The following is a 7,689-nucleotide window of genomic DNA, read 5'->3' as shown; positions in this document are numbered from 1 at the left end:
CTGCATTTTCAAAATGACCATTCATTGCAGCTACAATGGCATAAAAACCGGAGAACAGGGAGGCTGTAGTGAAGAGATTCGGAAGCAGATAAATTCCGCGGCCACGCTTCTTCACTTTCTCGACTTTTTCGGCATCATCATGATCCTCAGATGCATTTAAACCCGTTTCTACAAACGAAGAATTCTCCACCTCAGGCTTTACAGACTTTTTCTTGTCTAATTCGTCACTCATGCGATTTGATCACCATCCCTTCAAAAAAAAACGGCCCACAGAATAACTTCTGCAGGCCGTTAATTGTAGCGTTAATTAAGAGAAGTGCTTAGTTCTTCTCTTGATCTACGATTTTGTTCGATGCGATCCAAGGCATCATTTCACGCAACTTAGCACCTGTTTCTTCGATTGGGTGCGCAGCGTTATTACGACGATACGCCGTCATTGATGCGTAGTTGGTTGCACCTTCCTGGATAAACATCTTCGCATATTCACCATCCTGAATACGCTTAAGAGCGTTACGCATCGCAGCACGCGACTCATCGTTAATAACCTCAGGGCCCGTGACATACTCACCATACTCAGCGTTATTTGAGATTGAGTAGTTCATGTTTGCGATACCACCTTCGTACATCAAGTCAACAATCAACTTCAACTCATGCAAACATTCAAAGTAAGCCATTTCTGGTGCGTAACCAGCTTCAGTAAGCGTTTCAAAACCCGCTTTGACAAGCTCGACAGCACCACCACAAAGAACCGCCTGCTCACCGAACAAATCGGTTTCAGTCTCGTCTTTAAACGTCGTTTCGATAATACCTGTACGACCACCACCAACGCCGCTCGCATACGAAAGCGCAACATTTTTAGCTTGGCCAGATGCATCCTGGAATATAGCGATCAAGTCTGGAATACCGCCACCTTTAACAAACTCCGAACGCACAGTGTGGCCCGGCGCTTTTGGCGCAATCATGATGACGTCAAGGTCTGCACGCGGAACAACCTGGTTGTAATGGATCGCAAAACCGTGCGCGAAAGCCAGCGTACCGCCCTGCTTAATGTTTGGCTCAATCTCGTCCTTATATAGAACAGACTGAAACTCATCAGGAGTTAGAATCATAACAACGTCAGCGCTTGCAACAGCTTCCGCAACAGGCTTGACCGTCAAACCATGCGCCTCTGCTTTGGCTACAGACGCAGAACCTGCACGCAAACCAACAACTACATCAACACCTGAATCTTTCAGATTGCACGCATGAGCATGCCCCTGAGAACCGTAACCAATAATGGCAACTTTCTTGCCTTGGATAATTGATAGGTCACAGTCTTTATCGTAATAAACTTGCATGGAATCTCCCCACTATATATTTCTTTTACGCCCTCTGTCGGGCGCACTAATTCATAAAAAACTTAAAGGCTTAAAACTTTTTCACCACGAGCGATACCTGAAACACCGCTTCGAACAACCTCTAAAACAATACCTTCTGGCAGCGACTTGATAAACGCATCTAACTTTCCGCTATCACCCGTAACCTGCGCCGTATAAACGGAGCTACTCACATCGACAATTTGACCGCGAAAAATATCTACCGTTCGAGCAACTTCACTCCGCTGAGATCCAACCGCTTTCATCTTCACGAGCATCAACTCTCGCTCTATGTGATAACCCTCAGTCAAATCGACGAGCTTGACCACTTCGATCAGCTTATTTAGCTGCTTTGTAATCTGCTCGATAACTTTATCAGAGCCTGTCGTCGTAACCGTAAGGCGAGACAAAGAAGCATCTTCAGTTGGCGCTACCGTTAGCGTTTCAATGTTGTAGTTTCGCTGCGAAAACAATCCTACAACACGTGAAAGAGCACCCGGCTCATTCTCTAAAAGGACAGAAATGATTCTTCTCATGTTATGTCCTCTCCGTCTTGCTTAGCCACATATCATTCATAGAGCCTTTCGCGATTTGCATCGGATATACATGCTCAAGCGGATCGACATATACGTTAATGAAAACAAGCTTATCCTTCATCGCAAATGCTCTTTCAAGAGTAGGCTCAAGCTCATCAAGCTTATTGACCGTCATACCAACGTGACCATAGCTTTCTACCAACTTCTCAAAGTCAGGCAAGGAATCCATATACGAATGCGAATGACGCGACTCATAATTCATGTCTTGCCACTGCTTAACCATGCCCAAAGCTTGGTTATTCAATAGCAACACCTTCAATGGCAAGTTGTACTGATTACAGGTAGAAAGCTCTTGAATATTCATCTGAATAGAACCTTCACCCGTGACGCACACTACCTCCTCATCCGGGAAATTAAGCTTAATGCCCATTGCAGCAGGCAAGCCGAAGCCCATTGTTCCTAGACCACCAGAGTTAATCCAGCGATTAGGCTTGTTGAACTTATAATACTGCGCAGCGAACATCTGGTGTTGACCAACATCAGATGTCACGAATGCATTGCCCTGGGTAACTTTATAGAGCGCTTCAATAGCTTGCTGAGGTTTGATGCTGTCCTGAGTTGAAGGCTCATAACGACCGCCATGAAATTCACGCCACGAATTAATTTTTTCCCACCACGCAGCGATTGCTTCCTGATCAGGCGAACCAGCCAACTCATCAAGCGTTGCATGCAAATCTTTAAGCACCGAGCCAACCGGACCGACGATTGGCACATCAACCTTGATGGTTTTCGAAATATTTGCTGGATCGATATCAACGTGAACGATACGAGCACCCGGGCAGAATTTATCCGTACCATTGGTCACTCGATCATCAAAACGCGCCCCTATGGAGACAACCAGATCTGCGTTGTGCATCGCCTGATTCGCTTCATACGAACCGTGCATGCCTAGCATACCTAGACTATGCTCACCTGAACCAGGATATGCGCCCAAGCCCATCAATGTGCACGTCACTGGGTAGTTCAAGCGCTCAACCAGATCCGTAAGCGACTTGGATGCACCACCCAAAATAACCCCACCGCCGGCGTAGATGACCGGACGCTTCGCATTTAAAAGCATCTCTGCCGCTTTGCGAATCTGCCCGGAATGCCCTCGAGTAGGGGGCGAGTACGAGCGCAACTTAATCTTCTTCGGATAGTTGTACTCGAAACGCTCATTTGGCGCTGTCATATCTTTTGGAATGTCCAGAACGACAGGACCGGGACGACCGGACTCAGCAATATAGAATGCCTTTTTAATCGCTTCTGGAATTTCCGATGGATGTTTGATCGCCATGTTGTGCTTAACGACCGGCCGCGAAACCCCCATCATATCGGTCTCTTGGAAAGCATCTTCACCGATCAGGTTAGATGGTACCTGACCGCAAAGGACGACCATTGGAATTGAGTCAGTAAACGCTGTTGCGATACCCGTAATCGTATTCGTCGCGCCAGGGCCTGACGTTACCAATACAACTCCCGCTTTACCCGTAGCACGCGCATAACCGTCAGCCATATGAACCGCAGCTTGCTCGTGACGAACTAGAATGTGTTTTACTTTATCCTGCCGAAACAACGCGTCATAAATATGAAGCGCCGCTCCACCTGGATATCCGTATATGTACTCAACCCCTTGGTCTGCAAGTGAGCGAGCAATCATATCGGCGCCAGACAATAGCTCCACGATAATTACCTTTTATAAAACAAAATGTGTATGTCTATGGAAGCTTAATCCGAGTAACGCTCGCTTCTTTTGGAAGCGTTTTCGATGCAAATTTAGTGAGTTTTTTCTTGAATGTTCTGGCGGGGAGTAACGCCGGAAAAACACGTGCATTTTTTAAACGCGCTCTTCAAGTAAACAAACAATGTTGCCGTCGCAACAGATAAACTCACTGGGGGGATAAGAAAACCACTAGGAAAGGCCTCTACAAACTACCCCGGATCTAAGCGAGCTGCAATTCTGACACTTAATTAACCAGAGTCAACATCTGCACCCAAAAATTGCTATCTAAAATGCAAAAACCTCAGAAAAAAAAGCCAAATTCACAGTTTGGTTTATAGTTAAAGCAACAAGTTTATGATTCCCTTACTAATTCTGGGTGTTTTTATATGAAAATAGCGCAACTAACAAAAGCTCTAATCCTATCCGTTTTCTTTGGTTTAGTGACCGTTTCTGCGAGCGCCGAAATATACAAATGGACAGACAAAGACGGGCGCACCCATTACTCCGACAAGAAACCAAACGCTCAAAAAGATGCTAAAAAAATCAAGGTACATACCGGGAAAGGCAGCATAGGAAATAGCAGCAACAAACCGTCAAGCGAGCCGCAACCAAACACACCAGAAAAAGAGCAGGCTCTTCGGAAAAAAGCCGAAGACCTATCGAAAAAACAGGGGCAGCAGGCCAGCAAAGAACGATGCGATGCTGTTCGAGAAAACGTTGCCAAGATGACAGAAGGCGCACGACTGCGAATCAATGAAAACGGCCAAATGCGCTTCCTAAGCCCTGAAGAAATCGCTGACAAAAGAAAAACCTATCAAGCTTTTCTTGATGAAAACTGCAGCTCGTAAGGTTTAGATTTACCAACTTACCTACATAAAAAAGCGGGCTCACGGCCCGCTTTTTTTGTTCCACTAAACTTATGCCGTTTGACGCATCCGCTTGTTGAAAACAATCTCTTCGTTTTCCACGCTGGCGCGCACAACATCTCCCGAGATAAATTCGCCTCCCAACAACCGCTGCGCAAGCGGATTTTCAACACGCTTCTGGATCGCACGCTTGAGCGGACGCGCGCCATAAACCGGATCAAATCCTGCATCTGCTAATTTCGCCATCGACTCCTCATCAAACTCAATCTGGATGCCAAGCTCTTGCAAGCGCGCCTCAAGGTTAGCAAGCTGAATTTTTGCAATTCCCTTAATTTGCGCGGCAGCCAAGGCATGAAAGACAACAACTTCATCAATTCTGTTTACAAACTCTGGCCGGAAGTGCCCAGTCACAGATTCCATTACAGAGTCTTTGATCGCATCATAGCCAGCAGGGCTTTCACCCGAGCTCATGCTCTGGATAACGTCTGAACCAAGATTCGAGGTCATAACAATCACCGTATTGCGGAAATCGACTGTACGCCCTTGGCCATCAGTCAACCGGCCATCCTCAAGCACCTGCAAAAGGATGTTGAATACATCAGGATGCGCTTTCTCCACCTCATCAAGCAACAATACGGAATAAGGCTTACGACGGACAGCTTCCGTTAAGTAGCCTCCCTCTTCATAGCCAACATAGCCCGGAGGCGCACCGATCAAACGAGCAACTGAGTGCTTCTCCATAAACTCAGACATATCAATGCGCACCATCGCTTCTTCAGTATCAAACAAAAAGCTCGCTAAAGACTTACACAACTCCGTCTTACCAACCCCAGTTGGCCCAAGGAACAAAAATGAGCCGTTTGGACGATTCGGATCCGATAACCCAGCCCGCGAACGACGAACCGCATCCGCCACTGCGTTTACCGCCTCATCCTGACCAATAACCCGCTCGTGCAACGCATCTTCCATGCGTAAGAGTTTATCTTTCTCGCCCTCAAGCATCTTAGAGACTGGAATACCTGTCCACTTCGATACGGTCTCCGCGATTTCTTCCTCCGTCACTCTATTCCGAAGCAAGGTCATGCCCACCATCTCAGCCTGCGAAGCCATATCTAGCTGTCGTTCCAACTCTGGAATTTTGCCATACTGCAACTCAGACATAAGCGCCAAATCACCGTTGCGGCGCGCACTTTCCAGCTCAACACGAGCTTGTTCAAGATCACTTTTTACCTGCTGCGAACCCTGCAAGGCAGCTTTTTCTGACACCCAAACCTCTTCCAGATCCGCAAACTCTTTCTCGACGCTTTCAATTTCCCTGTTTAGCTCAACCACCGCGGCCTTCGAGCCTTCGTCCTTTTCTTTCCTCAAGGCTTCGCGTTCAATCTTTAACTGAATCAATCGGCGCTCAAGGCGATCAAGGGATTCCGGCTTTGAGTCCATCTCCATGCGAATTTGGCTCGCCGCTTCGTCTACGAGGTCAATCGCCTTGTCAGGTAACTGCCGATCACTAATGTAACGATGCGACAACTTACCCGCAGCGATAATGGCACCATTGGTAATTTCAACACCGTGGTGAACTTCATAACGCTCCTTCAGCCCACGCAAAATCGCAATGGTGTCTTCAACCGTTGGCTCGTCTACAAGTACTTTTTGGAAGCGGCGCTCTAGGGCTGCATCTTTCTCTATGTACTCGCGATATTCGTCCAGAGTTGTAGCACCAACGCAATGCAACTCTCCGCGCGATAGTGCCGGCTTGAGCATGTTTCCGGCATCCATCGAACCTTCTGCCTTACCTGCACCAACCATGGTATGAATTTCATCGATGAACAGAATGATTTGGCCTTCCTGTTTAGAAAGCTCATTTAGCAAGGCCTTCAAGCGTTCTTCAAATTCTCCACGAAATTTAGCTCCAGCAATCAGCGCCCCCATATCAAGGGACAACACTCGCTTATCTTTTAAGCCTTCGGGCACTTCGCCATTTACAATGCGCTGCGCCAAACCTTCAACAATTGCAGTTTTACCAACCCCAGGCTCGCCAATAAGCACAGGATTATTCTTTCTGCGACGCTGTAACACTTGTATGGTTCGACGAATTTCGTCATCGCGGCCAATCACTGGATCCAATCTGCCCTCTGTCGCTCGAGCTGTTAAATCCACCGTATATTTTTCCAATGCTTCGCGATTTTCTTCCGCGCCCTGATCGTTCACCGCATCTCCCCCACGAACTTTCTCAATCGCAGCTTCAAGCGCCGCTTTTTCCACATGGTGTTTTTTAAAGACGGCACCCATAGCGCCCTTATCTTCAAGCGCAGCGAGCAAGACAATCTCTGACGAGATAAACTGATCGCCCCGCTTTTGCGTGTACTTGTCTGCCAAATTCATCATACGACCAAGATCATTCGACATATGCACATCGGCATCGGCACCCTGAACCTGTGGCACGGAATCCAACGCCTCAACAACGTCGGCCTTGAACTTCGGTAAGTCTACCCCTAGCTGCTTAAGCAATGAGCTGACACTTCCATTTTGATCAAGCAATGCATGAATCAGATGCACTGGTTCGATAAACTGATTATCCTTTCCAAGCGCAATCGACTGAGCATCCGAAAGCGCCATTTGTAGCTTGCTAGTTAATCGGTCAATTCGCATTTTAAACCTCTCAGTTGGGCTATGATGTCACAGCCCGTCGTTTTACTTGCGTAATAAGATGGGAGCGAAAAACAACAATTCAAGGCCTTCGGCGCCAAATAATTGACGCAGATCAAGCCAAAGCACCCTAACAAATCGAGATCCTGTGCACGCCATAAGCATCCCAAGTCCGTTTAAATCCAGCCTCATCGCACTGCTGTTAGCGCTTTTAATCGTCGGCATTGAAAGCGTAGAAAACCAAAACCTATTTTGGGGCCCCCTCCACGATAGCGCCCATGCTTTTGCAGCCTATCTCTGCACTGCTCTCTTGATTTCCCTGCTCAAGTCAGAACAACAAACAACTGGATTTCGGCTAGCCCAAATCGGCGGCTCGCTCTTTGCGACAGGCATCGCGATTGAGCTCATTCAGCCAGCACTTGGGCGAAGCGCAAGCTTCACAGACATCTACTATAACTTTGTTGGCATTGTCTGTGCCCTGGCTGTTAGCGCAAGGGCACAGACAATGCCAACAAAGTTATAGT

The 7,689-nt window shown here is 47.4% G+C and carries 6 protein-coding genes and 1 pseudogene; 2 read left to right on the top strand and 5 right to left on the bottom strand.

The annotated features are described in order from the left end of the window. The 4 genes and pseudogenes from A3751_RS23430 to A3751_RS06685 all read right to left on the bottom strand — a co-directional run. A pseudogene (locus A3751_RS23430) lies at positions 1-232 on the bottom strand (CDP-diacylglycerol--serine O-phosphatidyltransferase); the annotation flags it as partial. Between the two features lie 88 nt (positions 233-320). Next, entirely contained in the window at positions 321-1,337 is a 1,017-nt protein-coding gene (gene ilvC / locus A3751_RS06695) for a ketol-acid reductoisomerase (protein WP_068453642.1), read from the bottom strand. Between the two features lie 62 nt (positions 1,338-1,399). Beyond that, entirely contained in the window at positions 1,400-1,891 is a 492-nt protein-coding gene (gene ilvN, locus A3751_RS06690) for an acetolactate synthase small subunit (protein ID WP_068453640.1), read from the bottom strand. 1 nt (position 1,892) lies between these two features. Next, complete coding sequence (locus A3751_RS06685) at positions 1,893-3,614, bottom strand: acetolactate synthase 3 large subunit (RefSeq protein WP_068453639.1); 1,722 nt, start codon at positions 3,612-3,614, stop codon at positions 1,893-1,895. Positions 3,615-4,039: 425 nt separating this feature from the next. Here A3751_RS06685 and A3751_RS06680 point away from each other — a divergent pair, with 425 nt between their 5' ends. Continuing rightward, complete coding sequence (locus tag A3751_RS06680) at positions 4,040-4,501, top strand: DUF4124 domain-containing protein (protein ID WP_068453638.1); 462 nt, start codon at positions 4,040-4,042, stop codon at positions 4,499-4,501. A gap of 69 nt (positions 4,502-4,570) precedes the next feature. Here A3751_RS06680 and clpB read toward each other — a convergent pair whose 3' ends face one another. Next, positions 4,571-7,168 (bottom strand): ATP-dependent chaperone ClpB, encoded by a 2,598-nt coding sequence (gene clpB / locus A3751_RS06675; protein ID WP_068453637.1) that lies wholly within the window; start codon positions 7,166-7,168, stop codon positions 4,571-4,573. 145 nt (positions 7,169-7,313) lie between these two features. Between clpB and A3751_RS06670 the strand changes: the two genes are divergently transcribed. Next, entirely contained in the window at positions 7,314-7,688 is a 375-nt protein-coding gene (locus tag A3751_RS06670; protein WP_068453635.1) for a hypothetical protein, read from the top strand. The last annotated feature ends 1 nt before the right edge of the window (position 7,689 follow it).

The organism is Oleiphilus sp. HI0080, from assembly GCF_001635135.1.
The sequence above is the reverse complement of the archived record's forward strand: the minus strand, read 5'-3'. Positions and strand labels throughout refer to the sequence as shown.